Origin of the sequence: Delftia sp. S65, from assembly GCF_016516495.1 — a bacterium.
In the GTDB taxonomy this organism is placed as follows: domain Bacteria; phylum Pseudomonadota; class Gammaproteobacteria; order Burkholderiales; family Burkholderiaceae_C; genus Comamonas; species Comamonas acidovorans.
Map to the genome: position 1 here is coordinate 1 of NZ_JACVUR010000055.1, position 19,835 is coordinate 19,835.

At 64.1% G+C, this 19,835-nt stretch carries 30 protein-coding genes; 18 read left to right on the forward strand and 12 right to left on the reverse strand.

Annotated elements, in window-relative coordinates; translation table 11 throughout:
- Nucleotides 1-16 precede the first annotated feature (16 nt).
- A complete protein-coding gene (locus IAE24_RS26985) occupies nt 17-1,075 on the reverse strand; it encodes a DNA-methyltransferase (RefSeq protein WP_199961215.1) in 1,059 nt (352 codons plus the stop codon).
- Between the two features lie 43 nt (nt 1,076-1,118).
- Between IAE24_RS26985 and IAE24_RS26990 the strand changes: the two genes are divergently transcribed.
- Nucleotides 1,119-1,385, forward strand: coding sequence for a hypothetical protein (locus IAE24_RS26990; RefSeq protein ID WP_199961214.1), 267 nt, complete (start codon nt 1,119-1,121; stop codon nt 1,383-1,385).
- A gap of 47 nt (nt 1,386-1,432) precedes the next feature.
- On the opposite strand, the gene IAE24_RS26995 is transcribed toward IAE24_RS26990, so the two are convergent.
- The 10 genes from IAE24_RS26995 to IAE24_RS30690 all read right to left on the reverse strand — a co-directional run bounded on the left by IAE24_RS26995 (nt 1,433) and on the right by IAE24_RS30690 (nt 7,769).
- Nucleotides 1,433-2,179 carry a methyltransferase gene (locus IAE24_RS26995; protein ID WP_199961213.1) on the reverse strand — a complete coding sequence of 249 codons (747 nt, stop codon included), beginning with the start codon at nt 2,177-2,179 and terminating at the stop codon, nt 1,433-1,435.
- A 59-nt stretch (nt 2,180-2,238) separates the two neighbouring features.
- Entirely contained in the window at nt 2,239-2,529 is a 291-nt protein-coding gene (locus tag IAE24_RS27000; RefSeq protein ID WP_199961212.1) for an H-NS histone family protein, read from the reverse strand.
- A gap of 63 nt (nt 2,530-2,592) precedes the next feature.
- On the reverse strand, nt 2,593-3,468 hold the full coding sequence (locus IAE24_RS27005; protein ID WP_199961211.1) for a DUF2303 family protein: 876 nt from the start codon (nt 3,466-3,468) through the stop codon (nt 2,593-2,595).
- An 85-nt stretch (nt 3,469-3,553) separates the two neighbouring features.
- Nucleotides 3,554-3,988 carry a hypothetical protein gene (locus tag IAE24_RS27010; protein WP_199961210.1) on the reverse strand — a complete coding sequence of 145 codons (435 nt, stop codon included), beginning with the start codon at nt 3,986-3,988 and terminating at the stop codon, nt 3,554-3,556.
- A 65-nt stretch (nt 3,989-4,053) separates the two neighbouring features.
- Nucleotides 4,054-4,359, reverse strand: coding sequence for a hypothetical protein (locus IAE24_RS27015; protein WP_199961209.1), 306 nt, complete (start codon nt 4,357-4,359; stop codon nt 4,054-4,056).
- A 105-nt stretch (nt 4,360-4,464) separates the two neighbouring features.
- Nucleotides 4,465-4,776 (reverse strand): hypothetical protein, encoded by a 312-nt coding sequence (locus IAE24_RS27020; RefSeq protein WP_199961208.1) that lies wholly within the window; start codon nt 4,774-4,776, stop codon nt 4,465-4,467.
- 440 nt (nt 4,777-5,216) lie between these two features.
- Nucleotides 5,217-5,492, reverse strand: coding sequence for an excalibur calcium-binding domain-containing protein (locus IAE24_RS27025; protein WP_233626254.1), 276 nt, complete (start codon nt 5,490-5,492; stop codon nt 5,217-5,219).
- A gap of 137 nt (nt 5,493-5,629) precedes the next feature.
- Nucleotides 5,630-6,004, reverse strand: a complete 375-nt coding sequence (locus IAE24_RS27030) for a hypothetical protein (RefSeq protein WP_199961206.1) — start codon at nt 6,002-6,004, stop codon at nt 5,630-5,632.
- Nucleotides 6,005-6,591: 587 nt separating this feature from the next.
- A complete protein-coding gene (locus tag IAE24_RS27035) occupies nt 6,592-6,891 on the reverse strand; it encodes a hypothetical protein (RefSeq protein ID WP_199961205.1) in 300 nt (99 codons plus the stop codon).
- A 155-nt stretch (nt 6,892-7,046) separates the two neighbouring features.
- Nucleotides 7,047-7,769 carry a S24 family peptidase gene (locus IAE24_RS30690; RefSeq protein ID WP_199961204.1) on the reverse strand — a complete coding sequence of 241 codons (723 nt, stop codon included), beginning with the start codon at nt 7,767-7,769 and terminating at the stop codon, nt 7,047-7,049.
- Nucleotides 7,770-7,844: 75 nt separating this feature from the next.
- On the opposite strand from IAE24_RS30690, the gene IAE24_RS27045 reads away from it, so the two are divergent.
- Nucleotides 7,845-8,108 carry a transcriptional regulator gene (locus IAE24_RS27045; RefSeq protein ID WP_199961203.1) on the forward strand — a complete coding sequence of 88 codons (264 nt, stop codon included), beginning with the start codon at nt 7,845-7,847 and terminating at the stop codon, nt 8,106-8,108.
- A gap of 80 nt (nt 8,109-8,188) precedes the next feature.
- Here IAE24_RS27045 and IAE24_RS27050 read toward each other — a convergent pair whose 3' ends face one another.
- The gene (locus IAE24_RS27050) at nt 8,189-8,542 is read right to left on the reverse strand and encodes a hypothetical protein (RefSeq protein WP_199961202.1); all 354 of its coding nucleotides are present in this window, start codon (nt 8,540-8,542) and stop codon (nt 8,189-8,191) included.
- A 97-nt stretch (nt 8,543-8,639) separates the two neighbouring features.
- Between IAE24_RS27050 and IAE24_RS27055 the strand changes: the two genes are divergently transcribed.
- The 16 genes from IAE24_RS27055 (at nt 8,640) to IAE24_RS27130 (ending at nt 19,660) form a co-directional block, all read left to right on the forward strand.
- Nucleotides 8,640-9,065, forward strand: a complete 426-nt coding sequence (locus IAE24_RS27055; protein ID WP_199961201.1) for a hypothetical protein — start codon at nt 8,640-8,642, stop codon at nt 9,063-9,065.
- Nucleotides 9,062-9,826, forward strand: a complete 765-nt coding sequence (locus IAE24_RS27060; protein ID WP_199961200.1) for a phage antirepressor KilAC domain-containing protein — start codon at nt 9,062-9,064, stop codon at nt 9,824-9,826. The genes IAE24_RS27055 and IAE24_RS27060 overlap by 4 nt, the downstream gene beginning before the upstream one ends.
- Complete coding sequence (locus IAE24_RS27065; protein WP_199961199.1) at nt 9,823-10,761, forward strand: helix-turn-helix domain-containing protein; 939 nt, start codon at nt 9,823-9,825, stop codon at nt 10,759-10,761. The genes IAE24_RS27060 and IAE24_RS27065 overlap by 4 nt, the downstream gene beginning before the upstream one ends.
- Nucleotides 10,754-11,536 (forward strand): hypothetical protein, encoded by a 783-nt coding sequence (locus IAE24_RS27070; RefSeq protein WP_199961198.1) that lies wholly within the window; start codon nt 10,754-10,756, stop codon nt 11,534-11,536. Before IAE24_RS27065 ends, IAE24_RS27070 begins: the two co-directional genes overlap by 8 nt.
- Nucleotides 11,533-12,039 carry a hypothetical protein gene (locus tag IAE24_RS27075; protein ID WP_199961197.1) on the forward strand — a complete coding sequence of 169 codons (507 nt, stop codon included), beginning with the start codon at nt 11,533-11,535 and terminating at the stop codon, nt 12,037-12,039. Before IAE24_RS27070 ends, IAE24_RS27075 begins: the two co-directional genes overlap by 4 nt.
- Nucleotides 12,020-12,247 carry a hypothetical protein gene (locus IAE24_RS27080; RefSeq protein WP_199961196.1) on the forward strand — a complete coding sequence of 76 codons (228 nt, stop codon included), beginning with the start codon at nt 12,020-12,022 and terminating at the stop codon, nt 12,245-12,247. Before IAE24_RS27075 ends, IAE24_RS27080 begins: the two co-directional genes overlap by 20 nt.
- A complete protein-coding gene (locus tag IAE24_RS27085; RefSeq protein WP_199961195.1) occupies nt 12,223-12,711 on the forward strand; it encodes a hypothetical protein in 489 nt (162 codons plus the stop codon). The genes IAE24_RS27080 and IAE24_RS27085 overlap by 25 nt, the downstream gene beginning before the upstream one ends.
- Nucleotides 12,708-13,028 carry a DUF4406 domain-containing protein gene (locus tag IAE24_RS27090; protein WP_199961194.1) on the forward strand — a complete coding sequence of 107 codons (321 nt, stop codon included), beginning with the start codon at nt 12,708-12,710 and terminating at the stop codon, nt 13,026-13,028. The genes IAE24_RS27085 and IAE24_RS27090 overlap by 4 nt, the downstream gene beginning before the upstream one ends.
- Nucleotides 13,021-13,278 carry a hypothetical protein gene (locus IAE24_RS27095; RefSeq protein WP_199961193.1) on the forward strand — a complete coding sequence of 86 codons (258 nt, stop codon included), beginning with the start codon at nt 13,021-13,023 and terminating at the stop codon, nt 13,276-13,278. Before IAE24_RS27090 ends, IAE24_RS27095 begins: the two co-directional genes overlap by 8 nt.
- On the forward strand, nt 13,275-13,514 hold the full coding sequence (locus IAE24_RS27100) for a hypothetical protein (protein ID WP_199961192.1): 240 nt from the start codon (nt 13,275-13,277) through the stop codon (nt 13,512-13,514). The genes IAE24_RS27095 and IAE24_RS27100 overlap by 4 nt, the downstream gene beginning before the upstream one ends.
- Nucleotides 13,514-14,044: a hypothetical protein gene (locus IAE24_RS27105; protein WP_199961191.1), complete on the forward strand. Its 531-nt coding sequence runs from the start codon at nt 13,514-13,516 to the stop codon at nt 14,042-14,044. Before IAE24_RS27100 ends, IAE24_RS27105 begins: the two co-directional genes overlap by 1 nt.
- A complete protein-coding gene (locus IAE24_RS27110) occupies nt 14,041-14,586 on the forward strand; it encodes a hypothetical protein (RefSeq protein ID WP_199961190.1) in 546 nt (181 codons plus the stop codon). The genes IAE24_RS27105 and IAE24_RS27110 overlap by 4 nt, the downstream gene beginning before the upstream one ends.
- A 153-nt stretch (nt 14,587-14,739) precedes the next feature.
- On the forward strand, nt 14,740-15,117 hold the full coding sequence (locus IAE24_RS27115; RefSeq protein WP_199961189.1) for a hypothetical protein: 378 nt from the start codon (nt 14,740-14,742) through the stop codon (nt 15,115-15,117).
- Nucleotides 15,118-15,238: 121 nt separating this feature from the next.
- Nucleotides 15,239-16,111, forward strand: a complete 873-nt coding sequence (locus IAE24_RS27120) for a terminase small subunit (protein ID WP_199961188.1) — start codon at nt 15,239-15,241, stop codon at nt 16,109-16,111.
- The gene (locus IAE24_RS27125) at nt 16,101-17,390 is read left to right on the forward strand and encodes a PBSX family phage terminase large subunit (RefSeq protein ID WP_199961187.1); all 1,290 of its coding nucleotides are present in this window, start codon (nt 16,101-16,103) and stop codon (nt 17,388-17,390) included. Before IAE24_RS27120 ends, IAE24_RS27125 begins: the two co-directional genes overlap by 11 nt.
- A 5-nt stretch (nt 17,391-17,395) precedes the next feature.
- On the forward strand, nt 17,396-19,660 hold the full coding sequence (locus IAE24_RS27130) for a portal protein (protein ID WP_199961186.1): 2,265 nt from the start codon (nt 17,396-17,398) through the stop codon (nt 19,658-19,660).
- Nucleotides 19,661-19,835 lie beyond the last annotated feature (175 nt).

Consider the following 19,835-nt stretch of genomic DNA (forward strand, 5'->3'; position numbering starts at 1 on the left):
GGGTCATGGGGCGGGATCAAAAAAGCCCGCGTTGTGCGGGCTCTGGTTCGGGTGGTCGTGTGGCGCGGCGCCGGGTCCTGGCCGCGGGCGGCGGTGCAGCAGAGGCCTCGATGCGCTCGCGCTGCAGGGGCTCGTAGTCGGGGTTCAGCTCGCAGCCCAGGTACTGTCGGCCGAGTTGGAGCGCGACGGCCGCTGTCGTGCCGCTGCCCATGAACGGGTCCAGCACGACATCACCGGGCCGGCTGCCGGCACGAATGCATGGCTCGATGAGCGCGGGCGGGAACGTGGCGAAGTGGGCGCCCTTGTAGGGCCGCGTGGCCACAGTCCAGACGCTGCGCCGGTTGCGCGTGGGGCTGCTCGCGCGGAAGGCCTCGCGGCCCGGCATGGCGTTGGTCTTGCCGGCGAACCCGCCGCGCTTCACGCTGGGCCTGAGCCTTCCCTGTGGTGGCGCACCTGGCACGGGACCGCCCATGGGAGGGTAGTTGTTCAGGCCGGCCGCAGGCTCTTGCATGGCATCGCTGTCGAAGAAGTAGCGTGGGCCCTTGGACAGTAGGAACAGGTACTCATGCGCTTTGGTGCAGCGGTCCGCTACGCTCTCCGGCATCGGGTTCGGCTTGTGCCAGATGATGTCCTGGCGCAGATACCAGCCATCGGCACGCAGTGCAAATGCCAGCATCCACGGGATGCCGATGAGGTCCTTGTGCTTCAGGCCTTCCGGGGCGCCGGCCGAGCGCTGTGCATGCTGGTCTCGGTATTTGGCCGCGCCCTCACCGTGCAGATTGGTATATGTGCTGGCCTTGGGGCCGTTGGGCCGGCTGGCGTAGCTGTCTCCGATGTTGAGCCACAGCGTGCCATCGTCGGCCAGCACGTCGCGCACGCACCGGAACACCTCGACCATGGCCGCGATGTACTGCTCCGGCGTCTGCTCCAGGCCCAGCTGGCCGGCATGCCCGTAGTCGCGCAGTCCGAAGTAGGGCGGGCTGGTGACGCACATCTGGGCGCGGACGCCCTGGGCCGCCCAGGCGCGCATGGTGTCTCGGCAGTCGCCGAATTCGATGGTGTTCATGAGATCCATGGCGATATGGTGAAATATCTACCTTTGATTAAGGAGCGACCCAATGGACGTGTGCGACCCAAAGCCAGATTACAAATCGAACCCAAGTAAGGTCATATTCGATTTTATTTTTGAAGGAGAAAAGCACACAGCCCACGCATACGGAAGCGCGCTCGATAGCTTGGGTGGGGCAATGGGTCTTCAAAAAGATAGGTGCTTGACCGTGTACAGCCAGCACTGGGAATTACTGCATCAAATCGCAGCCGAGAAAATGGCCTCAGGGGCCAAAGTCGTTGAAATAAAAAAACATGATTTGCCTGACCGGGGGTGATATAGATAGAAGCACAGCGCCCATGCGCTGTGCTCATGCCTCGGTGGTCAGGCGGGGATCGTGACGATGACGGTGTGCACGCCAGTGCCGCTGGCCTTAAATGAGTTCTCGGGCAACTCCTCGACATGGCCGCCGCGCTGCTGCACGAAGGCGTTGAATGCCGTGGTGCGCGCATCGGTGCGGAACGTGACGCCGGCAGACATGACTGAAACCAGCAGCCCGCCGGGCTTCAGAAACTGGTGGGCGTGCATGACGTGCTTGATGTCGGCCTGCTTCAGGAACGGCGGGTTCATCACCACGCGGTCATAGGCGGGCTCGGGCGCCACGGTCAGAAAGTCGGCTACCCGTGTGCGACCAAGATCGTGCGGCGCGTCCATGGCGAGATGGAATGCGTTGCCCTGCTGGATCTCGTAGCAGTCCACCTCAGCGCCGGCCTCTGCGCATGCATAGGCAATGGCGCCCAGGCCAGCGCTGGGCTCCAGCACCCGCATGCCCGCCTTCACGCCGGCCAGGCGCATGAGGCGCTCCACCACTGCAGGGGGCGAGGGGAAGAAGTTGAATTCGTCCTTAGGCACTTCGACGCTGCCCGACAGAATGATCTGGTCCAGGCGGTCGGCAGCCGGCGCGCTGAAGACGTGGGCCTTGGCCTTGCGGTCCCATTTGCCGCCAGCAGCCTCCAGCACCTTGTTGACGCGGGCGTACAGGGCTCGGTCGAGCTGGCCCACCAGCTGCACCTGGTTTTCATTCGCCTGCGCGGCGCTCAGCACAGCCAGGACATCGTTCGAAACTTGCATGGGGACTCCAGAAATGACGAAGCCCGCGATGCGGGCCTCTGGGTTTGGTGTTGGGCGGCTTACTCGGTCGCCTGGGTGATCAGGAACGGCGCGCGGTCCTTGCCGTTGATCCAGTTCGGCGGCTTGCCCCGGCCGGTCCACGTCGCGCCGGTGGCGGGGTCGCGGTACTTCGGGGCGCCCACGCTGCCTTTGGACTTCGCGGCGGTGAAGACATCGGCAGCGGTCAGGCCGTGCTCAGCGATCAGCGCACGGGCCGCGGCGATGCCCTCGGCTTTGTGCTCGGCCTGGGCCTGGGCAATCTGGGATTCGAGTTGAGCTTTTTGTGCGAGCAGGTCTTTATAGGTTGTCATGTCGGTATTCCTTGAGATGAGCTGCGGGAGCCGCAGGGGTGGCCCGGGTGGGCCACCTGGTGATCAGCTGTTGACCGAGAAGGCACCAATCAGCACGTCCGGGATTTCCTGGTCAGCGACCACGCCATCGCCATCGGCCACCGGCGCGAAGCTGGCGCGCACGACGTGGGCGAATTCCTCGGCCATTTGCTCCTCGTGCAGCTCCAGCCCCAGGATGCCCATGGAGAAGGTGGGTTCGCGCTGGGATGTAAGGATCGCTACGCGAACGTAGAAGGTGCGCTCGGCCAGTTCCTTGTAGGGCTTGGTGGTCAGCTTCAGGAAGGCCGGCAGCACCGCATCAGCCCGGTTCGTCTTGGCCGCCACGCTTTCCATTTCGCTGCGCTCTGCGGACAGGGCCTCGACGGTGGTCGTGGACTTGTTGAGTTGTTCGATGCTGACGCTGCGGATGCCATTGACGACGTGACCGATGTTGAGCTCGCCCAGGTCCTTGTCCAACGGAATCACCACGTCGCGCCATTCTTCAAGCCATTCAGCCAGCACCTTCTGGCCGCGCACTTGGCTGACCAGGTTGCGCAGCGAGGTGTAGAGGGCGGTGGCCTTGAGCTTCACCAGGGCCGTGTTGTCGCCGTGGCCGGGCTCGGCAGGCGTGCCCTGGTTCAGGACGGCCTTTGCGGACATGCCCTCGGCATTCACATAGATCGTGCAGCCGTTCTCGCGGTGCTGACGCACGTAGCGGGCGAAGTCCTCGACATAGGAGGTGCTCATGCTGTTGCGAGCGCGGCGGCGCAGCGGCAGATAGGACTCCAGGCTGGTGAGGGTGAATTCGTCGGGCAGGGCCACCAGCGCCTGGCCGGCAGTCAGCGCGTGCTGCACCGACTCGTTGCTTTGTGCTGTGGCTTCGGCCTGGGTCAGCTGCTGGATTGCGGATTGGTCGAACATGAAAAGTCCTCGGTCTGGGTGAAAAAAATGCTCGCGGCTTCAGGAGCGGCGAGCAGGGCTGGGGAAAGGCGGTAGGGGGAGGCGGCTACGTGCCTCGGGGGATGAGGTCCATCTGGGCCTCGGGCATCACGGTCAGCTTGCCGAACTTGCCGACGTGCATCACGGTCTCGCGGGAAACCTTCTCGCTTGCCTCGCCGTCCAGGGTCGGGCGCGAGAACTTCATGGCGTGCTTGATCGTGACTTGGTGGGTCTTCTTGATCTTGCTGATGTCCAACTCGATGGTGATCTTGCCCTTGCGCTCGTTGTCCACGACAGCGGCGCTCACGGAGCCCAGGGCGCGGGCGAGCATCAGCATGAACTGGCCGCCGTCGAACTCGCCCAGCACCTCGGTGGGGTCGTTCACGATGGAGGACGCGGAACTGTTGGCCGCCACCTGGCCCGGTGTGGGGCTGGAGCTGGCCGGCGCAGTGCCGGAGCCGGAGTTGGCGCCGTTTGCGGGGGTGGGAATGGTGGAGGACATGCCTTCTTCCTTCGGGACAAGAAATAGCCCGCGCGTGGCGGGCCGGTGGATGAAAAAGGGGGCTGTCAGGGCGCAGGCTCATCGGTGCCCAGGGCCTGGCGCATCGTTTCGTACCCGTCGAACAGCGCGGCCAGCGGGCCGCCTGCGTCGGCAACCTGGGGGCTCAACTCCACGCCGGCAGTAGCCAGGGCACACCCCATGGCGTACAGCCCGCCATGGAGGGCGCCCGCGTTACCGCTGTGCTCGCGGTAGGTATTCAGGATCTCCATGATCGGCAGGGCCACATGGGTCATCGCGTGGGCGTGGCCGTTCAGGCCGATGCTGGGAATGTTCTGCAGGCCTGCCTGGCAGGCGGGTTCCGTATGGCTCATGAGCTGGTGCTCCAGGTCAGAAAAGGGGTGCTCCGGACATGGCGACCGCAGCAGCGATGCAGAAGGCCGAGATGGCCGACCAGAGGAAGAAGCCGAGAAGTTTGGTCATGGCAGCTCGCGCAGGCATTCCATGGATTGCGGGCCGATCCAGACCACGGCATGACCGGGCGGGCAGGCCTGGGCAGCGCTGTGCGCGCGCTGCACGTCCGCTGCGCTGGCCACGGGATCCTGGGCCGCGCCGGCATCCGCGCAGGCGCTGAGCGCGATGGCCACCAGCAGGACAAGGCACAGCAGCAGCCAGCGGCCGGGCGTGGGCGCCGGGCCCGGCTCGGCCACAGGACCAGGGCGCGAGGCCGTGCGCAAGAAGCGCGCATCCGGGTCAGGGTTGTAGGGTTCGGTGGGGATCACTCGCTGCATTTGGGCTCTCCTGAAACGACAAATCCGCCGGGGGCGGATTCGGTGGGGTTGCTGCTTGCCGCTGCAGGCGCTGGGCCTCCTGCTCGGCGATGAGGCGTTCTTCTTCACGCCAGTCGGCATATGTCTGCGGCTCATACGCGGTGCGGCCGCGTTCGCCGCGCAGGCGGTTGAATCTGAATCTCATGGTGGATTCCAAAAAAGAGCCCGCCCCACATTGCTGCAGGGCGGGCCAATGCCGCGAGAGCGGCCCCACGAAACAAAAAGGGCCTGCAACTGGTGAAGCTGCAGGGCCTGGCTGGAAAGTGCCGATGCCTGAAAGGCGTGCCTGGGAATTAGAGAGGGAGGGAGGAGGAAGCCCAGGCTCGGCGTGAAACTGTTGAAGTCAGTATGCCCCGCCCATGTTCAGGCGAACATGAACAGGAGGTAAAAGGAGGTAGGGATCAGTTGCAGAACTGACGCTCACAGGGAATGCCATCGCCATCCCCGTCCATCTTTGTGCCGGGGCAGTTGCGGAGAAAGAATTTGGCTTCTTCGCAAGACGTCATCTGCGAGCAGTGCGTGCGACCATCGCAGGTGTATTTGGATGCGCCCTTGGTCCCGCGGCCGACATCGATGCTACGGGCGCGCGGTTCGGTAAGCAGCAGATTGGGCACCATGCCGCCGGTCTTGGCCTGATAGGCCGTGTACGCCTTCCAGGCAGCCACCGCGAGCAGCATGTATACGATGAGCCTCAGCATCAAATGACCCGCTAATGTTGTGATTGATATGGGGCCGCATCCTATCTCAATGGGCGGGAGTTGATGGCAGCCGTATCCGCTCCGGATCTGACGACGGCGGACTCTCCTGCGGCCTGTCAGCCATTCAACTGCCAAGGCTCAGGGCCGCAGCAGTTCTGTGCAGCAATGTGAAGCTGCTCAATTTCGTTGATGTCTTCATCAGATTGAACATTGCACAAGAATTGCAGTGTCACCGTATGCTGTTGTCGCTCAGCGTCAGCAAGCGCTATGTGCACCCGGCGGTAGCCGTTTGGCTCGCTTTTTCGGTACGGACGGCCCAACAGCCTATTTGAGACATTTCTTGAATAGTGCTTGCGTGGGCGTTTGGCTCCACGTGCAGCTTTCCCAACATACCGCCCCAGCAGTTCATTGGTGTCAAACCTTCTGATCTCCCACATGTAGATCAGTGCCATGTTCTCGTCGATGCAGTGCGGCAATTCTTGGAAACGCATGGCTGGGAAGTTGGTCGGCCCACTGTGAAGTGGGTCTTATCTTACGGTCCAAACCTTAGCTTTGCCCGCAACACTGAGGATTGCACCCGGATGTCGCTCCGGGTCGGCGGCCTGCATCTGGTAGCTGGCGCGCGGATCAGCATCCGCACCGTTTTTCGCTCCGTGGTGTCATCTCACTGCGTTCGTCACCGGAATGCCCGGGCGGTGTTCCATCGTCGGCTCCAAATGCGCTTGCGCGCACCCTTCACAGCCTCCCGCCTACTCTCTACAGGGCATCCCGCCCGCAGTTCCTTCCCTATGCCGTGAACCGTGCTTTGACGGACTGGCAACCGCGCGGAGATGCGGCGCGCTGACCTGGCCCGTGCCCAGGAGCGCCATTTCGCCGGACGAATGCCCCTCGGGTGGGGCAAGCAACATCGGCGTGCAACTTGTGAAAGACCGGGGCTTGCCCGGTCGATGCCGCGGGGCCCAACTTCCCAGCCGGTCTGCGATGTGCGGTGGCTGGGTACGTTGAAGCGGATGATAAGGCGATGCCTAATTTCTTGCAATAGGCGTTGCCTTATTATTTTGGTGCACTGTTGGTGCGTTCAGTGCAGGCGGACTTCGAAGTAGGCCTCCTCCACCGCAATTCCCTGGAGTCCGGCTTGCTGGGCCGCCTCATAGGCTTTTTGCCAGGAATGCGCCACTGCCTCGTTCACCTTCCCGATTACGCCGCCCTCGGCCGCATCGTTGAAGAGCTTGTAGGCCCGGGTCATGGCCTCTTGGTTTGGGAAGCTTCGTTCAATCACCTTGGTGAAGCGGGCTTCAGCCTTGGCCTTGATATCGTGCTCAATGCCGATGCAGTCTTGCAGGGTGACTCGGAGCGAGGGGAGGGCGGAAGTGGTCATGTGCATCCTTGGTGCTGGTTAAAAACACAGTTCAAGTATGCATGACAACTGTATGTGTGTACAGTAATTTGTTACATGGCGCGGACATCGCCAGCCAGCGTCCATGAAAAAGCCCGCTCATGGCGGGCTGGGGACTCGGTCTCAGGCGCAGGCATTCAATGCTTCATGGTCCACCACGCCAACACCTTGCCGGCAATGTTGATGCACTCAGATGCCTTGCGAAGATCAATTCGCTCTTCGTCCGGGTAGTCCACTATGTTGTCGCTTCTAAGGACCAATGTGCCGTCAGAAAGTATGAGCGCTTTCTTCAATAAGAGGCGGTTGTAGACATCGATGACGTAAATTCCCTGCGCGTCAATGGTCCGCTGCCCCATATCCACAAACACCAGGTCTTCATCTTGAATCGTTGGTTTCATGCTGTGGCCGTTGCCCGTCATGATTTTGATGCGCTCGGGATTGACGGTCCCGATCTTCTTGCGAACCCAACTTTCCAAGACATCGAGATGCCGGACGATCTGCACGGCCTCGTCCATGTGCGAGCCAGGACCCATTGACGGCCGGACAGAGAGATGCTGCAGGCGTACGTACCCGGGCGGCGGGGTGTCATCGATGACCTGAATCACGTTTTCCCCATGTTTGGACGTCGCGGCGGTAGTCCCTGGCGGGTAATCGGGCAGCCCCCAGTGCGCAGGCTGGACCACGTCTGCGAAGTAGCTCCAGAGCTTTGGGAGCTTGTCCTTGCTGATGGTCCCGCGATTCACCCAGTCTTGGATGGATGGAGGCCTCACCTCAAAGTGCTCGGCCACCTCCTTCTTGGAGACGCCCTTCAGTTCGATGGCTTCAGCGATGGCTTGGCCTAATTTTTCACCAGTAAGCATTGCCTAATGTTCCATGTGTGAGTGTGCGTAGGCAATGCCTATTGATCAAAATTAGGCAGAGCCTTATCATGGGGTATGACGTACTCACACCCCGGACTTGCGGTTCAGGCAGTTGTCGATCTTGTTGGCAGCCAGGCTGCCCTGGCTCGCGCGCTCCAGGTTTCCGCGCCCACTGTGAACCAGTGGATCAAGAGGCGCCGCCCGGTCCCAAAGGCGCTCAGCCCAAGGATCGAAGCGCTGTCCTGCGGCTCGGTCTCCCGCCGAGACCTGCGCCCCAACGACTGGCAGGACATCTGGCCCGAGCTTGCGCAGCCCGCCCAGGAGCAAGGCCATGCGTGAACAAACCTTGGCTGCCTTGGGCCGTACCGGGGCCAATGCCCTAGCCAGGTCTGTAGTTGGCACAAAGATTTCGACAGGACTCAGTGCCCACGCGGCTGATGGTGCTCCGCTTGATCGAGCGCGTCTTTTAGAGCGTTGGCGAATCCAGTTGGTGGACGGAACCACACCCATCCCAGCCCAGAGTGCCGGATTGCGAGCACATGCCCATGCTCCGGGCTGCTCCCCGCCGCCCACTTCAAGAATGGCTCGACATGAGGCTCCCCGGCTGTCGGCAGTGGGTCTTCTTCTGGCACTGGGGGTTGTGTATGCATTCGCGCGATGGACAGTCGCTCGATCAGGAAGTCCAGATCCTCGCCCGTCAGGTCCTGCTCGGAGTTCACCGTGATGTCGCCGTTGTCCTCTTCGCACAAGGTGACCGTCAGCAGCTTTTTCATGTCCGCCCCTCCTGGGAATGGTTGTGTAGGAACTTCCATTCTGCCCCGGGAGGCGGCGGGCACCTTTTCCCAGAATCAAACCCAGGAGTAGTCCCGCATGCGTGACACCCACGAAAAGCTGAGCCGGGCTGAAGCGGCTGCCTTCCGGGCGATCCAGGCAGCTCTTGCCGACCTTGACGCTGAGCAGGCCGAGCGCGTTCTGGCGCGTGTCCAGGAACAACTGGACGAAGAGGCTGGCATGCCCATGTTCGCGCGCGGCATTGCCGGGCCGCTGGGAAAGCTGGACTTCCAGCTCAAAACCAAGGTGGATGAAGCCACCGCTGAGCAGTTCCGCCGCGACTGCGTGCTGAAGGGCACCGACACGTCCGCCGAACTGCGGGACGCGATCTATGTGCTGACGTGGAAGCGCAGCTATCGGCAGATGGTGGCGGAGAAATTGATGCATGACGATCAGTCTGCCAGCCGACTGCAATCGCTCATAGGACCCTTTGGGGCCCCCGAATTCGGAGGGCCTGCCCGATGAGCGCGATCACTGCAATTTCCGCCGCCGTGCTGACCATGACCAGCATCGAGCTGGTGGATTTCATCAACGATGAGCGCAAGGCGAAGGCTGACGCAGCGGGTGAGCCTTTTCCGTCCAAGGGCTTCGCGAAGCTAGAGCACAAGGACTTCCTGGAAAAGGTGCCCTACGTTCTGCCCCAGACATCGGCGGAATTTTCCGCTGATCTCCCCGATAGCTATGGTCGTCCACGTCGAGGGTATCGCTTCCCCAAGCGGGAAGCCTGCCTGATGGCAATGAGCTACAGCTATGAGACGCAGGCCAAGGTTTTCGACCGCATGACCGCTTTGGAAGCGCAGGCGGCGGCGACAGCTGTTCCTCAGACCATGGCCCAGGCGCTCCGCCTTGCTGCTGAGCAGGCCGAGCAGCTGGAGCAGCAGCAGGCCGCCCTGGCCCTGGCCGCTCCCAAGGCCGAGTATGTAGACCGCTACGTGGCCGCCAACGGCGCGAAGGGCTTCCGTCAGGTGGCCAAGCTGCTGGGCGCGAACGAGCACGAGTTCCGCGCCTGGCTGCAGGACGCAAAGATCATGTACCGCCTGGGCGGCGAGTGGACTGCGCACCAGTGCCACATCGACGCTGGCCGCTTTGTCGTAAAGACGGGCGTGGCCCATGTCAACGATCACGCCTTCAACGCCACGAAGTTCACCCCCAAGGGCGTGAATTGGGTGGCCGGCCTGTGGGGCCAGCACCAGGCCTGCCTGGCGCAGGAGGGTGCGCAGCAATGAGCACGATGATCATGGCGGCCTGCTGGCCGCTGGCAATGTCCCCCGCGCAGAAGGCGGTGCTGATTTCCCTGGCCGACCAAGCCAACGATGACGGCGTGTGCTGGCCCGGCGTGGCGACGATTGCGCGGCGCACATGTCTGTCCGAGCGCGCCGTGCAGGACGCCATCGCATGGCTGCAGACCGTGGGCGTGGTGTTCCGTGAATACCGCATCAACTCCAGCACCAGCTACACCATCACGCCGGCCAACTTCAACCCGGCGGCAGCCCCCACGAAGCGCAAACGCGGCACGGGTGCACATGCCGCACCGGGTGCAAATGGCGCACCGGGTGCAGACGGCGCACCACCCACCGCAGATGGCGCACCAGGGGGTGCAAATGGCGCACCTCAACCCCCGCAGATGGCGCACCCCAGGGGTGCAGATGGCGCACCCAAATCATCATTGAACCGTAATAGGAACCGTAAAGGAACCGCCAAAGAATCATTCCCGCCGGCTGCGCCGCCGGTCCGCAAAGGGGAGGGCGGTCTATCCGATGCTGAGGACACCGCACTGCAGGAGTCCTGCCGCGCCACCTGGGCGGCCTACAGCCAGGCCTACTTGCAGCGCTACGGCGTGAAGCCCGTCCGCAATGCCCAGGTGAACGCCAACGTGAAGGCACTGGTGAAGCGACTGGGCTACGAGGAGGCGCCACTGGTGGCAGCCTGGTACGTGGAATGCGTCAGCGAGGCCTACGTGCTGAAGGACTCGCATGGCGTTGGCGCGCTGCTGGCCAAGGCCGAGAGCTACCGCACGCAGTGGGCACGTGGCCAGGCGATGACCGGCACGGCGGCCCAGGCGGCCGACAAGACGAGCGCCAACTTCGACGCCATCGAGGAGGCCAAGCGTCTGCTGCGCCAGCGTGGCGGCCGGGGCAACGGGGAGGGCGGCAATGCGTGACGACCTCGACGCCGACTGGCTGCTGGAGGAACTGGGAGCCACGATGGAGCTGAGCGGCCAGCAGGTCCGGCCTGCTGCACTCCTGCTGTTGGCTGAAGACCTGGCCCACATCGAAAAGCCTGTGCTGCGTCTGGCCCTGGCCCGCATCCGCGCCGAGCACCGCGGCCCGATCCTGACCGGCACCGTGCTGCAGTACGTGGACCACGCCATGGGCCGCATGCTGCCCGCCGAGGCCTATGGCCTGGCACTGACCAGCGCCGACCAGCAGGCCACCGTGGTGTGGACCGACGAGATTGCCCAGGCCTGGGCCGTGGCCGCCCCGCTGCTGGATGCCGGCGACAAGTTCGGCGCGCGGCAGGCGTTCATCGAGGCCTATGGCCGGATCACGGGCGAGGCCCGGGCGCTGCGCCGCCGGCCTGTGGTGCAGGTCAGTCTGGGCCACGACCCCGAAGCCCGCACGCGTGCCGTGCAGGAAGCCATTGCTGCAGGGCGGCTGCCCGGCGGGCTGGAGGGGCTGACCGACGACCTGCGCGAGCAGCTGCAGCTGCCAGCCCCGCGCGCAGCACTGGCGCTGCCAGCTCCGGACTCGGTGCCCACCGGGCCGAAGCGCGAGGTACTGGCCCAACTGGCCACACTGCGCGAAGCCTTCGCGCTCAAGGCCGCCCGCTTCACGCCAGTCCAGGTCCAGGCCCGCGCCGACCGCATGCGTCTGGGCCAGGCCAAGCGCCGTACTGCCGTCGCCGTGGCGCAGCACCAGCAGGGGAGCCAGCCATGAGCGCCATCCATCCGGCCGCGACCCGTGCCTACCTGACGCTGCCCTATGCCTACTCGCTCGCCCAGGAGCTGTCGGCCAGCGAACGTCAGCCGCTGCACCAGCGCAAGCGCGAGCCCCTGGCCGCAGCAGTCCTGGCCGCCGTGCATGCCGCCGGCTACGCCGTTCCGACGGTGCAGCACTGGCGCGACCTGGCCGACGCCGCGAACCTGTCCGAGACCCTGCTGGGTATGGGTGTCTTCACCGAGCCCGAGGCCCAGAGCCTGTTTGCCGATGCTGTGGCCGCCGTCGTGGACCTGGGCCGCAAGCATGGCCACGGCCAAGAGATGCGCCTGAACGCAGTGCAGCTGGGCCACCTGGTCGAGTTCGGCGAGGCCTACGGCCAGGTGCTGGAGGTGATCCCAGCCCGGACCTTCATCCGCGCGCACCGCGCCACCGAACGCCGCCTGCGCGAGCTGCTGGTCAACAGCCACGGCAGCGACACCCATGAATTCATCGTCGTCTGAACACCAATGGCAGCAACAACCAAACAATCTCAGCGCGGCGGCCGTGGCGCACCTCGTCAAGCTGGCCCAGCAACCCGGGTGGTGGGAGTACGTCAAGGCCAGGGCCAGGGAGCTGGACAGGGACGAGTCCCGGCTGTTCGTGGACATCGAGCAGCAGGTGGTGCAGCAGCTGCAGGCGATCGCTTGGCGCCCGCCGCCCCGCGTGTGACGGTGCCGGCTGGCCACCAGGGCCCGATCACGGTGCTGGGCATGGACCCTGGCAAGCACACGGGCCTGGCCTGGATCGTGGATGGCCAGCTGCAGTCGCTGGAGGAAATCGCGCCAGCGCAGATCCTGCAGACCCTGCAGGGCAGGGCCCCCACGCTGGTGATCTTCGAGGACAGCCGCAAGGCACGGAAGACCTGGACCGGCCAGGGCAGCGCTGCGGCGCGGGCCAAGATGGCGCGCAACGTGGGAGAGATCGATGCATGGTGCGTGCTGATCGAAACCCTGTGCGCCAGCCTCGGAATTGCCTGCTTCGGCATGCCGCCCAGCGCCAAAGCCGGCGGCGCCCACGGCGCCAAGATCGATGCCGCCACCTTCAGCCGACTGACCGGCTGGGCTGGCCGCAGCAATCAGCACCAGCGTGATGCCGCAATGATCGCGTGGTCCTTCCGGAGGGCCCGGCCATGAAGCGCATCTACATCGCCGGCCCGATGACTGGCCTGCCCGAGTTCAATTACCCGGCCTTCAACCGCGCCGCCGCTGTGCTGCGCGCCCAGGGCCACCACGTCGAGAACCCGGCCGAGAACCCCGCGCCAGCGTGCGGCAGCTGGGCGGGCTACATGCGTCTGGCGCTGCCGCAGCTGTGCAAATGCGATGCGGTCTACATGCTGCCCGGCTGGCGCGGTTCCAAGGGCGCGCGCGTGGAGCACGGCCTGGCCCTGGATCTGGGCATGGAGGTGCAGGACTTCGATGTCAGCGCAGGGGAGGGCGGTGCACATGCTTGATATCCGCCCAGACCTGCCGCGCCGTGGCCAGCGCGGACCTGTGCGCACCGCGCCCCAGCACTTGCCCCTGTGGCGCGGAGCCACCATGCGCGAGCGCATCGACGGCCCTGATGCCCTGGGCCGCTACCGCTTCTCCGTCTGGTCGGAAAACCGCTGCTGCCGCCTGGAGCAGCACGGCCCGACCCGCGTGTGCGTGATGGGCGATCACGGTTTCCTCGTGGATGTGGGGCTGGAGGGGGATATCCGATGAGCGGCTTCCTTGTGATCCCCATGAGCTGGGTTGATGAGCTGACGGGCGTTGTCCCGGGGCTGACGCCCGCGCAGTTAGAGCAGTTGCGCCGTGGAGAGGTGGTAGGCGTTTCTGGTCTTTCCATCGTTGCACAAGGCCATATGCCGAGCATCAAGGTGCCGCCGCCGCCGATTGACCGCGCCAGCCATCTGGCAGAGCTGCGCCGGCATCTTCGCCATGGCTGGAGGGCGCGTTGATGCTGGTGCGCCGTTCTTCTTTCCCGCCCAGCCGCGGCTTCGGTCGTCGGGCGCCAGCAGCAGCGCAGGTCGAGGACCGCGAGGACCTTCTGGCGCAGCGCGCGGCCCGAGCCATGGACAGCGCCCGCGCAACTGCCGGCTTGGCGTGCACCAGCATCGTGGTGATGGGCGCAGCCAGCACAGGCCTGGCTGTGCCCAAGGCCGAGATTCTCGAATGCGAGGCATACCGCCGCGCCGTCGCCGCGCTGCCCTGCATCTGGTGCGGCATCGCCGGCTACAGCCAGCACGCCCACCTGAACCTCGGCAAAGGCATGGGCATGAAGACCGATGACCGCACTGGCTTCCCGCTGTGCTGCACGCGCCCCGACATCGAGGGCTGCCATGTCGCATACGACCAATACCGCCTTGTTGACGGCGGACGCGAAGCCCACCGGGACTACGGCCTCGAGTGGGGCCGCATCACCCGCCACACGATTCTTGAATCCGGCCAATGGCCAGCACGCCTTCCCTTCTGGAGTGAACCCGCATGAACCAAGCCACCACCAGCACAATCCACAAGACAGCCGGGGGCAATCCGGATACTGGCGCGGTCGAGGCCGTGCCCACGCTGACGCAGGTCTACGAGGCGATCCGCCAGTTGCACGAGGCCGGCGAGGAGCCCACGCGCGACCGCATCCACAAGATGACGGGCCTGAACCTCACCACGGTGGACGACCGCATCAAGGTGCTGCGCGGAGAGGGGATGATTGCGGCGGTGAAGCAGTGCTATCGCCCCGTGCACCAGCACGGGCCGGCGCGGGATGTGGTCATCGTGCACCTCAACGATGGCCGGACCATGGTGGAAATTGGGGACCACGTGCTGCATCTGGTTCGCCCTGAGGCTGCGCGGCTTGGCCAGGGCCTGGCCGGCGTGGCCCTGGAGCACACGGCGCTGACGCGCGTCACGGAATTGCAGGACCAGTTGCTGGAGGAGGTGGCGAGACGTCGCGCCTTGGAGCGGGAGGTGAAGGCCCTTAGGGGTGCTAAGCACATAGACACGAGGCAGGGAGATCTTCTTGCCAGCGCTGCTTAACGGGTTCGGGAAATTTGGATAAATTTCGAGCCTTTATGGGTCAGGTGCTGTAAATTTACTGCCAACCCAATCGACAATGATTTTCGAATGGCCTTGTGTCTGATCGCTGGTTGGGTTATTGAAAGTCCTTTTAAATCAAATAGATGGTGAATTATGGGTGACACAGCTACAGCGGCACTAGGCGCGCTCCAATCATTGTTGGCGTGGTTTCAAGAGAATCGGTCGAACAAGAGCAGGAGGAAAGAGGAGGCTTTGTTGGCCGTTAATGTCGCGCTTGTTGAAAGCATGAGGTACGTTGAATCCCAGGAAGTGGGTGGCCCTCAAAACCGAGAGAAGGAATATGAGTTAGGACGATTGTGGAGGGAAGCTGCTATAAAAATCATGTACGTCGACAAGGGGCTATCCAGTACATTTAATGAAAAATCGATGTATTGGCTTGAGAGATTTAGGTGGTCGCGTGAAGAGGTTTTACGGAAGCGTATCGACTTTCTGGCCGTTCATGAAGAGGTGGCAGCACTCATGAAAAAATAGGGAGTGGGTCTCCGCCCGCCCCTGCCGCATGAAGAATTGACCGGCGAGGAGCCATGACCGCCTGTAGTCCGGCCCCGGCTAGGGTTGGGCTGCGGCACTCCATGCTTGGACACTTCCGGCCATGGCCCAACGTCCTGCCGGCAAGTCCGAGCCTCAAAAGAAACCTGCCCCCAAGAAGCCTGCTGCCGCGAAGAAGGCCGCAGGCTCTGCTACGCCCGCGAAGCGTCCACCCGCCAAGCGCCCGTCACGCAAGGCGTCCAAAACCGACAGTGGCACCATCCCGCAGTTCCTGACGGCCAGGGAGTCCAGGTTCGTGGACGAGTACCTGGTGGACTTGAACGCCACCCAGGCGGCCATCCGTGCCGGATACAGCGCCAAGACAGCGCGATCCATCGCATGCGAGAACCTGACAAAACCTCACATCGGTGCTGCCATCGCAGAGGCCAGAAAGCAGCAGCAGGAGCGCACACACGTCACCGCCGACCGAGTGCTGGCCGAGGCTTGGAACATCCTGACTGCCGACCCTCGGGAGCTGGTTGAGATCAAGACCGGCTGCTGCCGGCACTGCTACGGCGAAGGACACCGCTTCCAGCGCACGGTTGGAGAGATGAACCTGGACCGCGAAGTGTGGCTGGACAAGGGCAAGCCCCCTGAAGAATTCGATGAGCAGGGCGGAATCGGATTCAACCCCCTGCTGCTACCCAGCACAGAGTGCCCGCAATGCGGAGGTGATGGACAGTCCCGCCTGGTGGTCAAGGACACGCGCAAGCTCAGTCCCCAGGCGCGCGCGCTGTATGCCGGCGCCAAGGAGGGCAAGTACGGCATCGAGGTCCTGACGCACGACAAGATCAACATCCTGGAGAAGCTGTTCAAGTACACCGGCCTGTACGAGGTGGACAACAGGCAGAAGGCCGAGGCGTTGGCCAGCATGCTTCCGCGCGTCCAGGTGGAGTTCGTGACGCCCCCCAAGCGTGAGGACGACGATGCAGCGTAACCCTGTGGACCAGACCACCTCGCAGCTGCGCCTGCCTGAGGTGCTGGCTGGCCTGTTCCGCCCGAGCCGCTACAAGGTCATGCACGGCGGACGCGGCGGCGGCAAGTCCTGGTCCGTTGCCGGCGTGCTGCTGACAATGGCGGCCGAGCGCCCCATGCGCGTGCTGTGCGCGCGCGAAATCCAGAAGTCGATCAAGCAGTCCGTGCACCAGCTGCTGAAGGACCAGATCGAGCGACTGCATCTGGGCGCCTTCTTCGAGGTGCTGGAGACGGAGATTCGCGGCCTCAATGGCTCCCTGTTCCTATTCGCAGGCCTGCAGAGCCACACCGTGGACTCCATCAAATCGTTCGAGGGCTGCGACGTGGTCTGGGTGGAAGAGGCCCACAGCGTCTCCAAGAAGTCCTGGGATGTGCTGATCCCCACCATCCGCAAGGAGGGCAGCGAGATCTGGCTGACTCTCAATCCGGAAATGGAGACGGATGAGACCTATTGGCGCTTCATCGCCCATCCCAGCCCGGACACTTGGTGCGTGCAGATCAACTGGCGCGACAACCCGTGGTTCCCGCGCGTACTGGAGGAGGAGCGTCAGAAGGCCAAGCGCTCGATGGCGCGCGATGACTACGAGCAGATCTGGGAAGGTAAGGCCCGGCGTGTCGCGGCTGGCGCCATCTACCGGCACGAGATGGAGCTGGTCTACCTGGACGAGCGCGTGCGCGATGTGCCCTACGACCCGCTGCTGCCTGTGCACACCGTCTGGGATTTGGGCTGGAACGACGCCATGACCATCGGCATGGTTCAGCGCGGGCCCCAGGACGTGCGGCTGATCGACTACATCGAGGACAGCCACCGCACCCTGGACTGGTACGTGGCGCAGTTGGAAAAGCGGCCCTACCGCTGGGGAACGGACTTCCTGCCGCATGACGGGCGCACGCGTAACTACCAGACGGGGAAGAGCACCCAGGAGAAGCTGGTGGAGTTGGGCCGCAAGAAGGTCATCGTGCAGACAGCCACCAGTGTGGAAGAGGGCATCAAGGCCGCGCGTATGGAGTTTGCCAAGTGCTACTTCGACAGGCGCAAGACCGCGCGGCTGCTGGAGTGCCTGAAGCGGTACCAGAGGCAGATCCACACGCAGACCAATGAGCCCATGGGGCCGCTTCACGACGAGTTCAGCCACGGCGCGGACATGTTTCGCTACCTGGCCCAGGCCATTCCGAGGATGCGCAACGACACGCGCGGCCACCAACCTGACGAGGAAGAGGAGGCGCCTGACTGGCGCTGAAGACCATGATCTATTCATCCCCCCCAAGTAATGCAGACCTGGGCGCGGCGCTGACGCCCCAGGAATACGCGCGGATCATCGATGACATCCTTGAGCAACCCACCTGGCGGGCCCAGGCGGACACGGAGGCGGACTATGTGGACGGCAACCAGCTGGACAGTGAGCTGCTGGCGCGCATGCGGCGCTTCGGTATTCCGCCGGCTAAGGAGAACATCATCGGCACGGCCATCCGGGCCGTGTGCGGCTATGAGGCCAAGACGCGCACGGACTGGCGCGTTACGCCCGATGGTGATCCTGGTGGACAAGACGTGGCCGATGCGCTGAACTTCCGCCTGAACCAGGCCGAGCGCCACAGCCGAGCGGACCGCGCCATCAGCGAAGCCTTCCTGCCGCAAATCAGCGTGGGGTTGGGCTGGGTCGAAGTCGCGCGCGCCAGCGATCCATTCGCGTATCCCTACCGCTGCCGCTACATCCACCGCAATGAGATGTGGTGGGACATCCGCGCCAAGGAACCCGACCTGTCTGATGCGCACTGGCTGCTACGCGAGCGCTTTGTGCGAAAGGAGCGGGTCGCGGCGACCTTCCCCAAACACAAGGAAGTGATCATGCGTGCGGACGTGTTGTCCGGACCCGGCGGCTTCGGTGGCTTCCTGGGCGAGGGCGGGACCTCGACGGGGCTGCATGCTGGGCTCGATGTCGCACGGGCCTGGACGCCGCGCGAACATGCCTGGTACCGCTCCGAGACCGATGAACTGAGCCTGTGCGAGGTTTGGTACCGGCGCTGGGTCTCCGGCTTGGTGCTGCGCTTGCGTGGCGGGCGCGTGGTCGAGTTCGATGAATCCAACCAGCAGCACCGCCTGGCCGTCGCCTCGGGCGCGGGCACCTTGTCGCGGGAGTCCATCGCACGCCTGCGCCGCTCCTATTGGATCGGGCCTGTCTGCATCCACGACGGCCCTACGCCATACCCGCACCAGCACTTCCCATATGTGCCGTTCTGGGGCTACCGCGAAGACCAGACAGGCATGCCGTTCGGTTTGGTGCGCGACATGACTTTTGCCCAGGACAACCTCAATAGCACCATCGCCAAGCTGCGCTGGGGAATGGCTTCGGTGCGGGTAGAGCGCACCAAAGGCGCCACCGAGATGAGCAGCGCGCAGCTGCGGCAGCAACTGGCCCGGCCTGACGCGGACATCGTGCTGGACGATGAGCACATGGAGAAGAAGGGCGCGCGCTTTCAGGTGTTCCGGGATTTCCAGCTCAACGCCCAGCATTTCCAGCTGATGGAGGACAGCCGGCGCGCGCTGGGCCGCGTTAGTCCCGTCACCCCGGCGATGCAGGGGCAGACCGGGACGGCGCGCAGCGGCCTGCAGGAAACCACGCAGGTGGAACAGTCCCAGATCGGTATCGCTGACATGATGGACAACACCAAGGATGCGCGCGGCATGGTGGGCGAGTTGCTGATGGCCCTGATCATCGAGGATCTGGGCGAAGAGGAACAGGTCATCGTCATTGAGGGCGATGTGCTCAACCCACCGCGCACAGTGGTGCTGAACAAGGCCGAAGTGGACCAAGCCACGGGCCTGCAGTACCGCTCCAATGACGTGCTCAGGACGCGGCTGAAGGTTGCTCTGGAGGATGTGCCGAGCACCAGCAGCTTCCGGGCCCAGCAGCTCAGCTCTCTGTCCGAGGCGGTGAAGTCGTTGCCGGAGCATATCCAGGTGGTCGCGCTGCCATTCCTGATCGATCTGATGGACTTGCCTCGAAAGAAGCAGGTGGTGGAGGCCATCCGCGCGGCGACGGGCCAGCAGACGCCGGAGCAGATCGAGCAGCGTGTGCAGCAGGAGGTCCAGGCTGCGCTGCTGAAGGCTGGCCACGAGCTGAAGGCGCGCGAGCTGGAGATGAAGGAGCGCCTGACGGATGCCCAGATCAAGAAGGTGATGGCCGACGCTGTGCAGGTGGGCGTGCAGGCCGCCTTCTCGGCGATGCAGGGCGGGGCCCAGGTCGCCATGAATCCTGCCATCGCGCCCATCGCGGACGCCATCATGAAGGGCGCTGGCTATCAGAAGCCCAACCCGGGCGGCGACGATCCGGACTTCCCAGTGCCCGGCGTGGCGCCTTCGGGCCCAGCGCCGCAGTCCGGCGGGCCGGGCGCGGCCGGTGACATCGGCCAGGTGCACGAGAACACCAGCCCCGCGTTCCCACCCATCCCGCAGGAGCCGTCGCGCGGCATGCAGGGGATCGAGACCGCCACCCCAGCCGACAACCTGTAGCGATTCACTCCGTCCAGAGTTGGATGCGGCGCGCGCGGCGCCCGACACTGTGTTCCACGTTGAAGGCGAAAGCCAGAGACGAGAAGCCTGCCCGTGATGGGTCGGCACCTCCCGCAGCTGGAGAGCGTGATGGTCGGGGCTTCGGCCCCGGCCTGATCCTCGAATCTGCGTGCCC